General features: G+C 53.5%; 14 protein-coding genes. 11 read left to right on the forward strand and 3 right to left on the reverse strand.

Annotation, left to right across the window (positions count from 1 at the left end; translation table 11 throughout):
* Window positions 1-65: 65 nt before the first annotated feature.
* The 3 genes from EA58_RS08760 to mepA all read left to right on the forward strand — a co-directional run bounded on the left by EA58_RS08760 (window position 66) and on the right by mepA (window position 2,618).
* On the forward strand, window positions 66-356 hold the full coding sequence (locus EA58_RS08760) for a DUF2218 domain-containing protein (protein WP_036751467.1): 291 nt from the start codon (window positions 66-68) through the stop codon (window positions 354-356).
* Window positions 357-601: 245 nt separating this feature from the next.
* Window positions 602-1,582: a sugar-binding transcriptional regulator gene (locus EA58_RS08765; RefSeq protein ID WP_036751470.1), complete on the forward strand. Its 981-nt coding sequence runs from the start codon at window positions 602-604 to the stop codon at window positions 1,580-1,582.
* Between the two features lie 172 nt (window positions 1,583-1,754).
* Window positions 1,755-2,618 carry a penicillin-insensitive murein endopeptidase gene (gene mepA, locus EA58_RS08770; protein WP_152547973.1) on the forward strand — a complete coding sequence of 288 codons (864 nt, stop codon included), beginning with the start codon at window positions 1,755-1,757 and terminating at the stop codon, window positions 2,616-2,618.
* A 9-nt stretch (window positions 2,619-2,627) separates the two neighbouring features.
* On the opposite strand, the gene EA58_RS08775 is transcribed toward mepA, so the two are convergent.
* The gene (locus EA58_RS08775) at window positions 2,628-2,882 is read right to left on the reverse strand and encodes a YfhL family 4Fe-4S dicluster ferredoxin (protein WP_036751471.1); all 255 of its coding nucleotides are present in this window, start codon (window positions 2,880-2,882) and stop codon (window positions 2,628-2,630) included.
* Window positions 2,883-3,231: 349 nt separating this feature from the next.
* Between EA58_RS08775 and EA58_RS21675 the strand changes: the two genes are divergently transcribed.
* On the forward strand, window positions 3,232-3,405 hold the full coding sequence (locus tag EA58_RS21675; protein WP_161781024.1) for a hypothetical protein: 174 nt from the start codon (window positions 3,232-3,234) through the stop codon (window positions 3,403-3,405).
* 45 nt (window positions 3,406-3,450) lie between these two features.
* Here EA58_RS21675 and trhP read toward each other — a convergent pair whose 3' ends face one another.
* The gene (gene trhP / locus EA58_RS08780; RefSeq protein WP_036751473.1) at window positions 3,451-4,824 is read right to left on the reverse strand and encodes a prephenate-dependent tRNA uridine(34) hydroxylase TrhP; all 1,374 of its coding nucleotides are present in this window, start codon (window positions 4,822-4,824) and stop codon (window positions 3,451-3,453) included.
* Between the two features lie 356 nt (window positions 4,825-5,180).
* Between trhP and EA58_RS08785 the strand changes: the two genes are divergently transcribed.
* Both EA58_RS08785 and EA58_RS08790 read left to right on the forward strand, forming a co-directional pair.
* Window positions 5,181-6,146 (forward strand): SPFH domain-containing protein, encoded by a 966-nt coding sequence (locus EA58_RS08785; RefSeq protein ID WP_235199582.1) that lies wholly within the window; start codon window positions 5,181-5,183, stop codon window positions 6,144-6,146.
* 5 nt (window positions 6,147-6,151) lie between these two features.
* Window positions 6,152-6,643, forward strand: coding sequence for an NfeD family protein (locus EA58_RS08790; protein WP_036751476.1), 492 nt, complete (start codon window positions 6,152-6,154; stop codon window positions 6,641-6,643).
* 112 nt (window positions 6,644-6,755) lie between these two features.
* Here EA58_RS08790 and rdgC read toward each other — a convergent pair whose 3' ends face one another.
* Entirely contained in the window at window positions 6,756-7,667 is a 912-nt protein-coding gene (gene rdgC, locus EA58_RS08795; protein ID WP_200872173.1) for a recombination-associated protein RdgC, read from the reverse strand.
* A gap of 225 nt (window positions 7,668-7,892) precedes the next feature.
* Between rdgC and EA58_RS08800 the strand changes: the two genes are divergently transcribed.
* The 5 genes from EA58_RS08800 to EA58_RS08820 all read left to right on the forward strand — a co-directional run bounded on the left by EA58_RS08800 (window position 7,893) and on the right by EA58_RS08820 (window position 16,313).
* Complete coding sequence (locus tag EA58_RS08800) at window positions 7,893-9,128, forward strand: exonuclease SbcCD subunit D C-terminal domain-containing protein (RefSeq protein ID WP_036751619.1); 1,236 nt, start codon at window positions 7,893-7,895, stop codon at window positions 9,126-9,128.
* Between the two features lie 16 nt (window positions 9,129-9,144).
* The gene (locus EA58_RS08805) at window positions 9,145-12,909 is read left to right on the forward strand and encodes an AAA family ATPase (protein WP_036751480.1); all 3,765 of its coding nucleotides are present in this window, start codon (window positions 9,145-9,147) and stop codon (window positions 12,907-12,909) included.
* A gap of 202 nt (window positions 12,910-13,111) precedes the next feature.
* Complete coding sequence (gene phoB / locus EA58_RS08810; RefSeq protein WP_036751482.1) at window positions 13,112-13,801, forward strand: phosphate regulon transcriptional regulator PhoB; 690 nt, start codon at window positions 13,112-13,114, stop codon at window positions 13,799-13,801.
* A 75-nt stretch (window positions 13,802-13,876) separates the two neighbouring features.
* On the forward strand, window positions 13,877-15,181 hold the full coding sequence (gene phoR / locus EA58_RS08815) for a phosphate regulon sensor histidine kinase PhoR (protein ID WP_036751484.1): 1,305 nt from the start codon (window positions 13,877-13,879) through the stop codon (window positions 15,179-15,181).
* Between the two features lie 91 nt (window positions 15,182-15,272).
* Window positions 15,273-16,313, forward strand: a complete 1,041-nt coding sequence (locus tag EA58_RS08820) for a PstS family phosphate ABC transporter substrate-binding protein (RefSeq protein ID WP_036751486.1) — start codon at window positions 15,273-15,275, stop codon at window positions 16,311-16,313.
* The last annotated feature ends 21 nt before the right edge of the window (window positions 16,314-16,334 follow it).

The raw sequence follows: 16,334 nt of genomic DNA on the forward strand, positions 1-16,334 counted from the left end.
TGATAATCATTCTCATTCCTGTGTTATATTGACGGTTTATTGCGAACTAAACAGGAAAAACAGACATGAATCATCACGTGACCACACAGATTCAAACCCCGGACGGCAGTAAATACCTTCGCCATTTGTGCAAGCATTTCAATCATAAAGTGCAAGCAGAGTGGGATGATCAGCAGGGCCGGGTTTTCTTTGATATGGGGACATGCGCGTTTCATGCGACAGAATCCATGCTGACGATTGAATGCCAGGCGGCATCTGATGAGGCGCTGGAAGTGGTCAAAGACATTGTGAAATCTCACTTTGACCGTTTTGCCCGTCGCGAAGCCGTAGAACTGACTTGGGGAACCACCGGCTAGTGGGTTCATGTTGCAGGTGATCAGCTTTTTGAGCTTTTGGGTTATGGAGGTCAAAAAGCTGTACAAGCTGATCGCCATATATAAATCAATTGGTTAGGTTGGTTTGGTCTGCGGTGTTCTTTTTGCTCAGAAAGCTGTACAGCACGAACCTGTCAGATGTTGGTAAAGCTGTACAGGTCCATGCCTCGCACGGTGTGGCGGGACAGGGTAAGATAGCCGGGTCTGGATAAGCTAAGGACTTGACGATGAATCTTAACACCACGGATGCGGCACAGGTCGACAGTGATCAACTGACCGAAATTGCCATTGCGTATTATCAGGATGGTGCCACACAGGAAGAAATCTCGCAGCGTTTCGGGATGTCGCGGGCCAAAGTGGGTCGGCTGCTGCGTCGTGCGCGTGACGAGGGCGTGGTGGAAATTACCGTCAAGTATCACCCAGTTTTCAGTGAAAAGCTGGAACAGCAGTTGATCGATCGCTTTCAACTGAAACGTGCCCTGATCGCCCTGGATCAGCCGGATGAGGAAGCCCAGCGTCAGCAGGTCGCCAGTCTGGTTTCCAGTTATCTCGCTGCGACCTTGACCGACGACATGGTGGTGGCTGTCGGACAGGGGCGTAACATTGCCGCGATTGCCAGTCATGTCGGGGTGGTGCCACACCGTCACTGCCGGTTTGTTTGCGGGATTGGCGGGACACACCGTTCGGGCAATGCCATCAATGCCGACCATATCTGCCGACAGCTGGCGAAGAAATATGACGGGATCAGTGAAACCCTGTATGCCCCGGCATATGTTGCGGATATCCGCGTTAAAGACGCTTTTATGCAAAACAGTACGGTGAAGGAAACGCTGGACCGAGCCCGCCGTGCCGATCTGGCACTGGTTGGTGTCGGGGATATGAATGAAAACAGCCACATGGTCAAAATGGGCTGGTTTACCCCGCAGGAAATTGTTGAAGCCCGTATTCGTAAAGGTGTGGTCGGGGATATCGCCGGGTATGACTTTTTTGACAGTCAGGGCAAGCGCTCCGACACCATGATGAGCGATCGGGTGATTGGCCTGAGTATGGAGGAATTGCGTCATATTCCGACGGTCGTGGTGACCGCGGCGGAGAACAGCAAAGCGCTGGCCTTGTTGGGCGCGCTGCGTTCCGGTGTCGTAGATGTGCTGGCGACTAGCGTGAGCAATGCGCTGACCATTCTCAACCTTGATCAGCAAATAAAGTAGTCCGGATGGTATAAGCTTATGTGATTAATGTCGCAAATTAATCATAAGGTGAACCCCGGTGCTTCCCATCTATTTCCTGACAGACTGCCTGGCGATGATGAATGTGGAGCGCTCTGCTCTTCAGCGGGCGTCTGTATCGTTTTTATTGTGGGGCAGTGTGGCGTGCGGCGTGATGAGTTTGCCTGCGTGGTCGACCCCCTGGGAACATTTTGAGACCCCGACCACGGGTCAGCCGCAGGCGATTGGCAGTTACAGTAATGGCTGCCTGGCGGGTGCGATCCCGCTTCCGGCTGAGGGCGATGGCTATCAGCGGGTGCGTTCAGAACGGGGCCGCTATTATGGTCATCAAAGTATGATTGCTTTTCTTGAGCAGTTGTCGGCCAAAGCGAGCAAACTTCGGTTGGGTCACTTGCTGGTCAGTGATATTGCCATGCCTCGGGGCGGACGTTTTCGTTCCGGACATGCCAGCCATCAGACCGGTCTGGATGCTGATATCTGGCTGACCACACTGGAACAGCCTGCCTCTGAACAGGAGCTGGAAACACTCCAGCCTTTACCCATGGTCGATTTGAAGGCATACCAGATTATTCAGGAAAACTGGACGGAGAATCAGGCGAATCTGATTCAGATGGCCGCGTCAGACGAGAAGGTTGCCCGGATCTTTGTTCATCCGGTGATTAAAGAACAGCTCTGCGCTGCAAAATGGACGGATCGCCGCTGGCTACGCAAAGTCAGGCCCTGGTGGGGGCATTATTATCATTTTCATGTCCGGCTGCATTGTCCGCAGGGAGAGGGGCAGTGTAAGGCACAGCTTCCGCCACCGCCGGGAGATGGCTGTGGCGCAGAACTGGCTTCCTGGAAGCCGAAGCCTGTCACTGAGCGTCAAACGGCTAAAGCGAAACCCGCCAAGAAACGTCCAGTCCTCAAACCCTTACCCCCGGCAGGCTGTATGGCGATGCTGAATGGCGCAGATCCGGTGCCGGATAATGATCAATATGCGGTTGATTTGAAGAAAGCGAAGAAGGTCGCGCAATAGACCGCAGGATCAGGCCAGACCCTGCAATTGTACGAATTTTTCCAACAGAACGTCCTCGGTCTCGATATGTGCGGGATCGGGGATGATGCAGTTGTTGATCGGACAGACCGACTGACAGGTCGGCTTCTCATAATGACCTTTGCATTCGGTACAGCGTGCCGGATCGATCTCGTAAATGGCATCCCCCATGCTGATCGCGTCATTCGGACACTCAGGATCGCACATGTCACAGTTGATACATTTGTCGGTAATGAGTAAGGCCATAAGATTACATCCGCAGAAATTCAATGCGTTAGCTGAAAGATGCGTTCGATCTTTCGCGGGGTGTGATATGTCCCCAAAAAATGAAAGGAAATCAAACGCCGCAAAGTTTAGCACAGAAGTCGGAAAGGCCAAATAAAACGGGTGCATGGTGATATTTTCGTCAGATTTTGACGGATTGGGGTCGATTTAACGTTATTTGCGACTTAGCCGCACATCATAGGTGTTCGTGACAATGTTAGTTTCGGGCGATCAGCAGCAATTCGTCCGGCTGGCATTGAGGTTGAAGTGAAGTGCCTGAAATGGTTGCAGGTTACTTTCGTGGTTCCTGATATTTGCGGGGGAGCAGTAAATGAAGGTGAGATTAGACCCCATAGCGTTGATTGTCGTCTCTATTATTCTTGGGTGGGGCTGGACGGAAATGACGACAGAGCCGATCTGTCAGCAGGAAATGATGCAGCAGGGGGTCAGGTACACGATACCTATCAAATGCTCTGATATTCCGAATGTGACCGTCAATCGTTAATCGGCCACCGTATTGCCGGATGACAGCAATACGGTGGATAGCAGATTAGGCTGCGGTTGGGTTCCGGGTGGTTGCGTTGCCAGTCAGATTCCGCATCAGCAGGGCATACGACAGATCCAGATCTTCCGGTACCGGAATGAAGACGAAGTGACCGCTGCCTTTGGCATCGGTAATTGATTCAGACTTACGGTTCTCCATAGCTTCCAGCGTGAAAGTGATGTTACCGTTCGGGGTCATCAGCTCCAGACTGTCACCCACCATGAATTTATTCCGCACTTCAACTTCAGCCAGTTCGCCACGTCGCTGACCTGTAAACTCCCCGACAAACTGCTGACTGTCGGAAATAGAGTAACCGTAGTCATAGTTCTGGTACGTATCGTGGGTATGACGGCGCAGGAAGCCTTCGGTGTAACCCCGGTGTGCCAGACTTTCCAGCGTGCTCATGAGAGTCTCATCAAAAGGCTTGCCTTCGGCTGCATCATCAATGGCTTTCCGGTAAACCTGAGCAGTTCGGGCACAGTAGTAGAATGACTTGGTCCGGCCCTCAATCTTGAGAGAATGAACACCCATCTGGCTCAGTCGCTCGACGTGCTGAACCGCCCGCAGGTCTTTGGAGTTCATGATATAGGTGCCATGCTCATCTTCGAATGCCGCCATTTTTTCTTCCGGACGGTGGCTTTCACTGAGCAGAATGACCTGATCTGTGGTTTGCCCTTCTCCCAGCGTTGGTGCAACGTCCTGGATCTGAACAGCCGCACTGGCATCCTGAACTTCAACGATCTGACCGGCGTCGTCTTCTTTTGCTGCCTCAGCTTTGTATTCCCAGCGGCAGGCATTGGTACAGGTGCCCTGATTCGGATCACGCTTGTTCATATATCCAGACAGCAGGCATCGGCCAGAATAAGCCATGCACAGCGCACCATGTACAAAGATTTCCAGTTCAGTGTCCGGGCATTTCTCGCGGATTTCTTCGATTTCTTCCAGAGACAGTTCACGCGACAGGATGACACGCTCAACGCCTTGTGACGCCCAGAATTTTACGGTCGCCCAGTTGACGGCATTCGCCTGCACTGACAGATGGATTGGCATGTCCGGGAAACTTTCACGCACCATCATGATCAGGCCCGGATCAGACATGATCAGGGCATCCGGACCCATGTCGATAATCGGGGTCAGGTCGCGGATGAAGGTCTTCAGTTTTGAGTTATGAGGCTGAATGTTACAGACCACATAGAACTTTTTGCCCTGAGCATGGGCTTCGTCGATCCCAATTTTCAGGTTCTCATGGTTGAACTCGTTGTTGCGGACACGCAGGCTGTAACGTGGCTGGCCGGCGTAAACGGCATCGGCGCCATAGGCGAAGGCGTAGCGCATGTTTTTCAGGCTGCCGGCAGGCGATAACAATTCAGGTTTAAACATAACTCGGGATTCCCCTTTGTGGGTCAAAGTCTGATGTCAGATCAGGTCGAACTCCTGTTCATCCGGAGATAAACATACGGGAGACGAAAAAACAGAGGGCGGATTTTACTGTGAAGGGTGCGCGCTGGCAAATAGCCTGAAACTTTTTATGGGTATTATTTGCGACAGCTATGTGTGTGTTTTCGCCTTCGTCCGTGATATCGGCTAAGTTCCATACGCATTTGGTCGTTTATAAAGAGAGAGCCGGCTCGCTTCCTGAGCCTCGGGTGTATTTAGGGCTGTTCGTTTTACTCTAATAATTTCATAATGCTTAACTCATTGCATTTAGTTGGAAACCAATGATGGAAATCTTCAATATGATGTCATCTTTACTCAGTATCTGGGTTGTTCTGGCGATTCTGATCATCGTCATTCTTCGGGGGGCGATTAAGTTTGTGCCGCAAAATACGGCCGTTGTGGTGGAGCGATTCGGTAAATACCACAAGACCATGGAAGCTGGTCTGAACTTTCTGGTGCCATTCATTGATCGCGTGGCCTACAGTCAGACTCTGAAAGAGCAGGCGTACGATGTACCGAGCCAGTCGGCGATTACCAAAGATAACATTTCGCTGGTGGTTGACGGTGTGCTGTATATCAAGGTCATTGACCCTTACAAATCCAGCTACGGTGTCGATGACTACATTTTCTCGGTGACCCAGCTGGCGCAAACGACGATGCGGAGTGAAGTCGGTAAGATGGATCTCGACAAAACATTTGAAGAGCGTGAAAACCTGAACACCGCGATTGTTTCAGCGATTAATGATGCTGCGATGCCTTGGGGCGTTCAGGTGCTGCGCTATGAAATCAAAGATATTGAACCGCCGCGCTCCGTATTGGATGCGATGGAGCGTCAGATGAAAGCGGAGCGGGAAAAGCGCGCTGTGATCCTGGAATCTGAAGGGAAACGCCAGAGTGAAATCAATATCGCGGAAGGGATGAAACAAGCCCGCGTTCTGGCTGCGGAAGCTGAAAAAGCGGAGCAGGTTCTGAAGGCGGAAGGTGAAGCACAGGCGATTCTGGCGGTCTCAAGAGCAGAAGCCGATGCGCTGACGATTATCGGTCAGGTTGCCGCAACAGACGAAGGCCAGAAAGCGATTCAGTTGGATCTGGCTGGCAAGGCGATTCAGGCGAAAGAAGCCATTGCGAAAGAATCTTCTGTGGTGCTTCTGCCAGACAGCAACGCTTCTGCCAGCAATGTTGTTGCTGAGGCAATGACCATCATTCACCAGCTGAACCGCCAGCAGGGTGGGAAAGCACCATTGCAGGGTTTAACTGAGGAGTAATCCACATGACTGAGCTGTTCGGATTAAGCCCGGCCCAGTTAACCATCGTCATTGGCCTGCTGCTGCTTGCCATTGAGGTCTGGATGCTGGGTTTGTCGACCATCGTGCTATTGGCGCTGGGGGTCTCTGCGATACTGACGGGCACGCTGTCGTTGGTTGGTGTGGTGCCAGAGACTTTCACGGCCTTGGTCGGGGTGAGTGGGATTGGTGCCGGAATGCTGACGCTGTTGCTGTGGAAGCCGATGAAAAATTCCCAGCGATCGCAAAAACCGGTTAACAACACCAGCAGCGACTTCATCGGTCTGAAATTCCGGTTGGATGCACCGCTTAGTCATGAGCAACCAGGAAAGGTCAAATATTCCGGGATTAGCTGGGTCCTGGTGTTGAGCCATGATTATCATGGCAACACGCTGGAAAAAGGGCAGGAAGTTGAGGTGGTGGCTGTTGATGTCGGTCGTTTCACCGTGAAGCCTTTGGTCCGCGAAGACGCCAGCTAGCCGGTTTTCTCGCAGTAAAAAAAGCCCCCGCGTCTGATGAAGCTGCGGGGGTTTTCTTTTGATTGGAGTGTGACGGGTGTGACTTGAGATGAACGGATACGAAAACGTCTGATCAGACGCGATCTTCTAAGCCACCCATGACATCGAACAGGTTCGGCAAAATGGCGGAGAGTTCGCCACACATCAGCGACAGATCAGCATCCAGACGTTGTGCCATGTCTTCACGGTCAATATCATCGTTCTGCTCTTTCAGCTCATCCGAAAACTTCAGGCGTTTCAAAGACAGATCGTCGGCCAGAACGAAGTCAATCCGATCCTGCCAGTTCATGGCCAATTTAGTGACAACTTTATCTGCTTCGATGTGAGCCAGAATTTCATCACTGCCCAGATCTTGTTGTTTACAGCGGATCACGCCGCCATCTTCCAAAATTGCTTTCAGCTCGGCTTCTTCGCCAATGGTAAAGCCGTTTGGTGATTCACCGGAACGGACCCACTCCGTTAAGGTTTGTGCGGCCGGTTTGGTCAGTGTGACTGGTACAACGGGCAGGCTGCCAATGGATTTACGCAGCAGGCCCAGCAGGTCTTCTGCTTTTTTGAAACTGCCAGCATCAACCAGTAGTAAACCCAGCGATGGCATGATCAGCGCATAGGTGTGGCTCCGGCGGCTGAAGGCGCGCGGCAGCAAATCCATCACGATTTCATCTTTCAGGGTGTCTTTTTCGTTTTTCTTCAGCTTGCGGCCCTGTTCTTTTTCCTGCGCTTCTACTTTGGCATTCAGTGATTCTTTAATCACAGAAGCAGGCAGCATTTTTTCTTCTTTACGGACACAGAGCAGAATGTTGTCACCGGCCACGTGCGTATACATATCCCCGTGTTTACCCAGCGCAGAGACCCAGCCGAATTTCTGGATATCCTGGCTGCCGCAAGGGGTGAACCGGAACTCTTCCAGCTGCTTTTCCAGCTCATTCGGGTTGATGTTGATGTCGCGGCTGAAGCGATAAGTCAGCAGGTTTTTAAACCACAGCATAGTTGGGACAAATCCTAGGTTGTGCATTGGGTGGACAATCTTATACCCAAGTTGCTATCCGATGCTAGGCTGGGACGCCTTGTTTGGCAGATGAAGTCCGACAGATGAAATCTGCCTTACTCGGTCGCAATTTTTTCCGGCCGGCTCACCTTCCTTTGATATAGCTGAGGTACAATCCGTCCCCATATTCTGATTATTCCGATGCGTGATGACTCTAACAGCATGAAAATACTCCACACCTCAGACTGGCATCTTGGCCATCAGCTACATGGCTACCCACGTGAATACGAACACCAGCAGTTTCTCGACTGGCTGGCAGAAACACTGGAGACCGAGCAGGCTGATGCCCTGCTGGTGGCGGGGGATATTTTCGATTCCGCCAATCCGCCTGCCAGTGCCTGGCGGATGCTGTACCGTTTTCTGGCCCGGCTGGCGAAAACGCTGCCGGACCTCAACGTGGTTATCACGGGTGGGAACCACGATTCCCCGAGTAAGCTTGATGCTCCCCATGAACTGCTGAAGGCGTTTGATCTGCATCTGGTGGGTGGGATCAGTCGTGATGCACACGGCCAGTTAGAGATGGATCGCTTGCTGGTGCCTCTCACCAATCAAAGCGGCCAAACCGCCGCCTGGGTGCTGGCGGTGCCCTTTTTGCGCAGCAGTGATCTGCGAACTGAAGATCTGGATAAGAACGACGACCGTCTGATCAAAGGGGTCGAGCTTCTGTATCAGCAGGTCACCGATGCCGCGATGCAACAGCGAGCGCCAGGACAGGCGTTGATCGGCATGGGGCATGTTTACATGGCATCCGGGCAGCTTTCTGAAATGTCGGAGCGTCGGGTGCTGGGCGGGAACCAGCATGCATTGCCCGCTTCGATTTTTCCTGAGTCGCTGTGCTATGCCGCGTTAGGTCATTTGCATCTGGCCCAGCGGGTTGCGCAGACCGAGCATATTCGTTACAGCGGCTCGCCGTTGCCTTTATCAATGTCAGAGCGGCACTACAAGCATCAGGTGGTGCTGGTGACACTGGACGGGGAAAACGTCACAGAGATTCAGCCGATCCCGGTGCCCAGAGTGGTCGAGATGCTGAAAGTGCCGGCCGAGCCTCAGCCGCTTAAAGCCGTGCTGACTGCACTGAAGGCACTGGACAGCGACGACAGGCCACGGGAAAACCAGCCGTTCCTCGAAGTGCCGGTGCTGCTGGATAAACCGCAGGCCATGCTGCGTGAGAAGGTGTTACAGGCGCTGGAAGGCAAGTCTGTCCGGCTGGCTAAAATCACACCGCATTACCGGCAGCAGGAAGAGACCTCGTCGCTGGCTCATCAGCGTTTATCGGATGTCAGCCCGCAGCAGGTGTTTGATCTGAGCTGGCAGAAGAAATATGACGGTCAGCCCTCAGAGGCGATGCGTGATGCGTTTGAGCAATTGCTGACACAGATTGAAGACGAACAAGAATAAAAGGCAGACGGATACCATGAAAATTCTGGCGCTGAGAGGCGAGAATCTCGCCAGCCTGCAAACACAGTTTGAGATTGATTTTGCCAATGGTCGGCTGGGGGATGCTGGCCTGTTTGCGATTACCGGAAAAACCGGGGCAGGGAAATCGACCTTGCTGGATGCCATCTGTCTGGCGCTGTATGACCGGATGCCGCGGTTGCAGTCGAATAAAAAAAATGATGCTGAAATTGGTCGTGGCGAAGACAACAACCGGATCAGAGCCAATGATGTGCGTAGCATTTTGTCGCGCGGTAAAGCAGAAGCCTTTGCCGAGGTCGATTTTCAGGCCAATGATGGCACGCACTGGCGCGCCCGCTGGCAGGTGCGCCGGGCCAGAGGCAATGCCGAAGGTCGTGTGCAGGCGGCGGAACAGTGGCTGGAAAATCTGGCAAGCGGTCAGCGCTTTGCCGGGAAAAAGCAGGAAGTGCAGGCTGAAATTGAACGACTGATTGGCCTGACTTTTGATCAGTTCCGCCGTGCGGTCATGCTGCCACAGGGCGAGTTTGCCGCTTTCCTCAAAGCTGGTGCTGATGAGCGGGCGACGCTGCTGGAGAAAATGACCGGTGGTGAAATTTATGCGCGGTTGTCTGTGGCTGCGTTTGAAAAAGCTCGGGAAGAAAAGCAAAAACTGGCCCAGTTACAGGAAAAACTGGGTGATATTGCACTGCTCAGTGAGGAAGAAAAGCAGCAACTGAGTGAGGAAATCACTGTCCTGAAGTCTCAGTTGACGGCCTGCGACAGCCGGCTTGCAGAATTCAGACAGCATCAGCAGGCCATTTCGACTGAAACAGCGTTGCAGGAACGCATGACCCAGAGTGTGCAGGCGCTGGCGGAGGCAAAAATACAGTGCGAACAGGCCGCGCCTCGGAGTGCGTATCTGGAGCAACTCGACAAGGCGCAGCCTGCTCGTGCGGATTTTACGTGGCTGAATCAGTCCGGACAGCAGATTGAGCGTCTGAAACAGTCGCTCACCACCGCGCAGCAGACACTGGTAAATCACCAGCAGCAGCAACACCAGGCTGATGCGGCTGTGCAGCAGTCGCAACAGTCTTTGAATCAGGTGCAACAAGCGTGGCAGCAGCTGGAACCCAAGCTCAAGCAGGCACAAGTTCTGGATCAAAAAAAGGACGGTCTGGAACAACAGCATCAGTCTCTGACTCAGGAAGCTCAGTCATTGCAGCAGCAATGGGCACAGGAAGACCGCGAGTACCAGAAAAAGCTGGCTGAGCAGCAAGGGCTTCAGGCGCGTTGTCAGCAGTTGTCCGTCAGCCTCGAACAGAACCAGGCGCTGGCCGTGATTGCTGAGCAGTTTCCGTCTGTTCAGGACAACCTGAAACAATATCTGAGTGCCCACCGTACACTGAGCCGGTTTGGAAAAGAGCGTCAGCAAGCGCTGCAGGATCAGCAGGCATTTCAGCTGCAGGAGCACAAATTCAAGCAGGAAAGTGAGCGCTCGCTGAAACAGAAACACCAGTTGGAGCAGCAACTGGCTGAACTGGATCTGACTGCGCTGGAAGCGGCGCAGGACCAAAATCAGCGGGATCATCGTCTCAGTCAGCAGCGTTTAGATGGGCTGCGGCAACTGATAGGACAGGCGCAGGAATGGAGTGGCCTGCTGGAGCGTGAAGGGCGGCTTGTACAGGAACAGCAGGAACTGAATCAGGCTCGCCAGACTGCCGAACAGCGATTGCAGGCACTCGCTCCGGAAATGAAACTGCTCTCTGCGCGCATTGAAGAATCAGAGTATCAGTTCCAGCAAAATCAGGCCGTACTGCAACTGACGGATTATCGCAGTTTACTCAAACCGGACGAGCCATGCCCGCTCTGTGGTGGTGCAGATCATCCTTATGCGGCGCAACATCCGGCGGTTGAAAGTCTGCTGGAGCAGCAGCATCAACGCCGTCAGGCGCTGACAAAACAGTATCAGGAGCTGGACGGTGAACGTCATCACCTTGAGCAACTGTTGCCGCAGTATACGCAGCGTCTGGCTGTGATGAACGATGAATTAGCCAGCATTCAGGCCGTGTCTGAGAAAACGTCTGCGCAGGCATGTGCTCAGGCGCAATCGCTGGAGATTTCGCTTTCCGCTGACATCACGGTCGCTGCATTAAGGGAGCAACAGCACACATGGCAGCATGAGACTGAGCAATTGCATCTGACGCTGCAGCATCTTCAGCAGCAGTATGAAGCGGGCCAGAATCGACTGAAGCAGGGACGCGCGATTGAGCTGCAACTTCAGCAACTGGCTCAGGCGGAATCCCGTTTATCTCATGAACTGCATCAGCTCGCTCAGGCGGAAGCCGGCCGACAGGCAAGGCTGGCTTCGCTGGAAGAACAGCAGCAAGAATGGCATGCGGTGCTCGGCCAAAGGGCAGAGGCTCTGAATCAGCAGTTCGGCAGCGACGCGTGGCTGGCGGGGCTGCGAGAACTTGGGGAAGAACAATATAGGTTGCAGTTGAATCAGCAGGTTGAAGCGTACCGGCAATGGCAGCAGGAACTGCACAGTACGGAGAAGCAACTGCATGAATTGGTTCCAGAGCTGACACAAGGGCAAACCCGGCTTCAGAACCTGCAAAAGCAGCAGCGTGAGATTGAAGAGAAACAGGCGGGATTGTTTCATCAAATCCAACACTTGTGGCAGGAGCGACAAGCATTGGTGGGTGAGCAGCCACTGGCTCCCCTGGAAATGCAGCAGAAGAACTTGATTGAAAACGCCCGGCAGGCGGTGAGTACCAGTGAACAGCAGCAGCGACAAGCAGGAGAGGCGTACGCCGCATCTCAGTCGGCGTTGAAAAGTGTTCAGCAACAACTGAGCGATGCAGAAACTGAATATGATGTCATCGGTCAGAAATGGCAAAGTTGGCACCAGAAATTAGGAATGACAGAAAGTGAGCTGGTGGCCTTGCTCAGCCGGGATGAAGACTGGGTCGCACAGGAAAAAACAGCCCTGAAAGCCATTGAACAGGCACTGGCGGCTGCGCAGACACGTCTGTCTGAGCGGGAGCAGGCATTGAAAGAACACCAGCCGGTGGCTGATGTGGCCCGACATTGGTTCGGCGAACATAAGATTGCACTCACGCCTGATCAGCAGGCGACGCATCTGACACAGTGGCAGAGTGAAAAACAGCAGCTCGAAGAGCAGCACTTCAGCCAGCGCCAGCGTCTGGCTCAGGCCGAGCTGGCTGAGCAACAGGCCGGTGCGCTGACCCGTCAGTTGCAGCAACAGCAACAACACACTGAATTGTGGCTGGAGATGAGTGAGCTGATTGGTTCCTCAAGCGGGAGTAAGTTCCGCACGCTGGCGCAGGGATTAACCCTTCAGCAGCTGGTCCTGCTGGCGAACGAGCATCTGAGCGATCTGGCACCGCGCTATGCGCTGCAACCGGTGCCGGGCAGTCCGCTGGCCTTACAGGTGATTGACCATGATATGGGGGATGAAGTGCGCAGTGTTGAGTCACTGTCCGGCGGCGAGAGTTTTCTGGTCTCACTGTCACTGGCGCTGGCGCTTGCGTCACTGGCTGCAGATACCCGACAACTGGGATCACTCTTTATTGACGAGGGCTTCGGTACGCTGGATCCGGACTGTCTGGAAATGGCGCTGGCCTGTCTGGACGCACTGCAGGCCGATGGCCGCCAGATTGGGGTGATTTCTCATGTGAGCACACTGGTGGAGCGGATTGGCGTGCAGGTCGCTGTGGAAGCGATGGGAGGCGGGCGCAGCCGGATCTGTGTTCAGGGCTGATCGCGTCACGCTGGGCTGTTGATCTGTTGTTCAGGCAAGCAGATGGGTACAGGACAGGCCAATCGCCTGAGTCGGATAAGGTGACGATTGAACAGCAACCGCATTAAGCTTTTGCGGATAACTGCTCCTCTGGTCACAAAAGTGTCATACTTAATCCGGATAATGGCGCCCGACAGAGAGCTATGACTTAGGTATTGAAACTATGGTTAGACGGATTCTTGTGGTAGAGGATGAAGCACCAATCCGCGAAATGCTGTGCTTTGTACTGGAACAAAAAGGCTACCAGGCGATTGAAGCTGAAGATTACGATTCCGCACTGGAAAAAATCTGTGAGCCTTTTCCTGAGCTGATCCTGCTCGATTGGATGCTGCCGGGTGGTTCAGGGATCAATTTGATCAAACACCTGAAGCGCGATGAAGTGACCCGGAACATTCCTGTGGTGATGCTGACAGCACGTGGCGAAGAGGAAGACAAAGTCCGTGGTCTGGAAGTCGGCGCGGATGATTACATCACCAAGCCATTCTCCCCGAAAGAACTGATGGCACGTTTGAAAGCCGTCATGCGCCGTGTGTCGCCAACCTCTCTGGATGAGGTGATTGATGTGCAGGGGCTGAAACTGGACCCTGTGTCCCACCGTGTGACCTCAAATGAAGCACCGCTGGAAATGGGACCGACAGAATTCAAGATGCTGCATTTCTTTATGACCCATCAGGAACGTGTCTATAGCCGTGAGCAGTTACTGAATAATGTCTGGGGCACCAATGTGTACGTGGAAGACCGGACTGTAGACGTACATATCCGTCGCTTACGAAAAGCGCTGGAATCCGGCGGACACGATAAAATGGTTCAGACGGTCCGGGGTGCCGGTTATCGTTTTTCTACCCGGGTTTAACAGCAACAGACGATTGAAATGCCAGGCGTTGGTTGTCCGGTCATCAATGACCGCAACGGCTGGCGGGAGACATGAATGGTAGAACGCTTGTCCTGGAAAAAGCTGGTCAGAGAACTGGCTTTTTTTTATTTGCCCTGGGTGATTCTGGGTCTGATCTTCGGTTACATGCCTTGGTTTCTGCTGGCCGCCAGCTGGATTTTACTGGGCTGGCATTGTCATCATCAGCTGAAAATGTCCCACTGGCTGTGGACTGACCGCAGCCTGACGCCACCTTCCGGATCGGGGAGCTGGGAACCGCTCTTTAACGGGATCTATCGTTTGCAGCAGCGCAACCGCCGTCGCCGCCGCGAACTGGCCACACTGATCCGCCGTTTCCGCAATGGTGCAGAATCCCTGCCGGATGCCGTGGTGGTGTTTCGCAGTGAAGGCAATATTGTCTGGTGCACGAAACTGGCGCAGCAACTGCTTGGCTTGCGCTGGCCGGAAGATGCGGGTCAGCCGGTCAGTAATCTGTTGCGCAGCCCGGATTTTGTCCGTTATCTGGCCCGTCAGGATTTTGAAGATCCGCTTGAGATCACTTCACCGCTGAACTACGACCGGACACTTGAACTGCGGATCATGCGCTACACCGAGGGAGAATACCTGATGGTGGTGCGTGATATTTCTCAGCTCAAACAACTGGAAGGTATGCGCCGTAACTTTTTTGCCAATGTGTCTCATGAACTGCGGACGCCGATGACGGTCTTGCAGGGTTATCTGGAAATGTCGCGCGACCCGGACATGCTGATTGGCCCGATGTGGGAAAAAGCCCATGGCGTGATGACAGAACAGCTGACCCGGATGAATTCTCTGGTCGAACAGTTACTGACGCTGTCTAAAATTGAGGCCGCGCCGCATCTGGATCTGGAAGATAAGGTCAATGTCCCGGCCATGCTGGATGTGCTGGAGAAAGAAGCGATTTCGCTCAGCGGCGATAAAGATCAGGTCTTTGAATTTGAAGTGGACGAGGGGCTTCAGGTGCTGGGTGATGCAGACCAGTTGCGCAGTGCTATTTCAAATCTGGTTTACAATGCAGTCAAACATACCCCACCGAAGTGTAAAGTCACGGTGCGCTGGTTCCTGTCGTCAAAAGGGCCTCGGCTGGAAGTCACAGATACCGGCAGCGGGATTGAGCCGCAGCATATTCACCGCCTGACCGAACGTTTTTACCGGGTCGACAAAGCCCGTTCCCGGGAAACCGGGGGCAGTGGTCTGGGGCTGGCGATTGTCAAGCATGCACTCAGTCATCATGATTCCTTCCTGGAAATTGAAAGTGTGGTTGGTGAGGGGAGTACTTTCTCCTTTACTCTGCCGCAACGGCTGACGGCCAAAGCAGCCTGAGGAAGTGATTCCGGCGCGGGGATGCGCCCGGTTTTAAAATGAGTCAACAAGCGTGGTAACCCCTTTGAGGGTGGAGGCAGTAGAGTCGTACATGAAACACAGAGGTTGGGGATTGAAAGGCAGACTGAGCATACTGGGGGTATTGAGTGTCCTGATGGCTGCTCCGGGATTGGCTGACAGCCAGACACTGTCATCTGAACCGAAGACAGAATCCGGCTCAGAACTGATCTCAGAACTGAGCCCAGAACTGACCCCATATCAGAGCGTCCAGGGTGTAACCGGAACATTGAACTCAGTCGGCTCGGATACCTTTGCCAACCTGATGACCTACTGGTCTGAAGCGTTTATGCATCTTTATCCAACCGTGCATGTGCAGGTACAGGCGGCGGGTTCGTCAACGGCACCAACGGCATTGACAGAAGCTACGGCGCAGCTTGGCCCGATGAGTCGTCCGATGAAGGCGCGTGAAATCGCCGCTTTTGAGCATCATTATGGTTATTCGCCGACCGCAGTTCGGGTTGCGATTGATGCACTGGCCGTTTTTGTTCATGAAGATAATCCGTTGCCCGGTCTTCGGTTCCAGCAACTGGATGCAGTGTTTTCCCGGACGTTGCGCTGTGGGGCGAACCAGCCAGTCACACACTGGGGCCAACTGGGGCTGACGGGCCGTTGGGCACAGCGGGATATTCAGCGATTCGGGCGGAATTCGGTGTCGGGTACTTATGGTTATTTTAAGCAAAAAGCTTTGTGCAACGGTGATTTTCGTCAGGACGTGAATGAACAGCCGGGCTCCGCTTCTGTGGTGCAGTCGGTCTCCACATCGCTCAATGCCATTGGCTATTCGGGGATTGGCTACCGGACCACCGGGATCCGCGCCATTCCGATAGCTCAGGGAAGTGGCCCTTTCATTGCTGCGACGAAAGAGAATGTGGTGAACGGCAGTTATCCGCTGGCCCGATATCTTTACATTTATATTAATAAAGTCCCGGGGAAGCCTTTGCCGAAGCCGGAGGCGGAATTTCTGCGCTTTGTGCTGTCTCAGCAAGGGCAGCAGATGGTCGATAAAGACGGCTATGTGTCATTACCTCCGGTGGTGGTGGCCAGAGAGCTGGCAGCATTAGGACTGGATTAATTCAATAGAAAAAAACGCGGC

This window comes from Photobacterium galatheae, from assembly GCF_000695255.1.
Taxonomy (GTDB): Bacteria; Pseudomonadota; Gammaproteobacteria; order Enterobacterales; family Vibrionaceae; genus Photobacterium; species Photobacterium galatheae.

Bases quoted from the DNA above. Each gene is read 5' to 3' on its own strand.
- EA58_RS08775 (WP_036751471.1), bottom strand. From the start codon at position 2,882: ATGGCCTTACTCATTACCGACAAATGTATCAACTGTGACATGTGCGAT.
- EA58_RS08805 (WP_036751480.1), top strand. From the start codon at position 9,145: ATGAAAATTCTGGCGCTGAGAGGCGAGAATCTCGCCAGCCTGCAAACA.
- EA58_RS08765 (WP_036751470.1), top strand. From the start codon at position 602: ATGAATCTTAACACCACGGATGCGGCACAGGTCGACAGTGATCAACTG.
- phoB (WP_036751482.1), top strand. From the start codon at position 13,112: ATGGTTAGACGGATTCTTGTGGTAGAGGATGAAGCACCAATCCGCGAA.
- phoR (WP_036751484.1), top strand. From the start codon at position 13,877: ATGGTAGAACGCTTGTCCTGGAAAAAGCTGGTCAGAGAACTGGCTTTT.
- EA58_RS08800 (WP_036751619.1), top strand. From the start codon at position 7,893: ATGAAAATACTCCACACCTCAGACTGGCATCTTGGCCATCAGCTACAT.
- EA58_RS08790 (WP_036751476.1), top strand. From the start codon at position 6,152: ATGACTGAGCTGTTCGGATTAAGCCCGGCCCAGTTAACCATCGTCATT.
- EA58_RS08820 (WP_036751486.1), top strand. From the start codon at position 15,273: ATGAAACACAGAGGTTGGGGATTGAAAGGCAGACTGAGCATACTGGGG.
- trhP (WP_036751473.1), bottom strand. From the start codon at position 4,824: ATGTTTAAACCTGAATTGTTATCGCCTGCCGGCAGCCTGAAAAACATG.
- EA58_RS08760 (WP_036751467.1), top strand. From the start codon at position 66: ATGAATCATCACGTGACCACACAGATTCAAACCCCGGACGGCAGTAAA.
- mepA (WP_152547973.1), top strand. From the start codon at position 1,755: ATGAGTTTGCCTGCGTGGTCGACCCCCTGGGAACATTTTGAGACCCCG.
- EA58_RS21675 (WP_161781024.1), top strand. From the start codon at position 3,232: ATGAAGGTGAGATTAGACCCCATAGCGTTGATTGTCGTCTCTATTATT.
- EA58_RS08785 (WP_235199582.1), top strand. From the start codon at position 5,181: ATGATGTCATCTTTACTCAGTATCTGGGTTGTTCTGGCGATTCTGATC.